The following is a 214-nucleotide window of genomic DNA, read 5'->3' on the forward strand; positions in this document are numbered from 1 at the left end:
TTGTGGCGAAGTGGTTAACGCACCGGATTGTGGCTCCGGCATTCGTGGGTTCGATTCCCATCAGTCGCCCCATTTTTTAAAAATATATTAATATGCGGGTGTGGCGGAATTGGCAGACGCACCAGACTTAGGATCTGGCGCCTTTGGCGTGGGGGTTCGACTCCCTTCACCCGCACTTTTAATAAAATATCTCATAACATGTCTTGCGGAAGTA

1 tRNA gene is annotated in these 214 nt (G+C 49.1%); it reads left to right on the top strand.

From position 1 onward, the window contains the following. Positions 1–94: 94 nt before the first annotated feature. Positions 95–175: transfer RNA gene (locus tag JDS92_RS30640), tRNA-Leu, on the top strand. The last annotated feature ends 39 nt before the right edge of the window (positions 176–214 follow it).

This window comes from Bacillus cereus group sp. N12 (genome assembly GCF_016483575.1).
Lineage (GTDB): Bacteria > Bacillota > Bacilli > Bacillales > Bacillaceae_G > Bacillus_A > Bacillus_A toyonensis.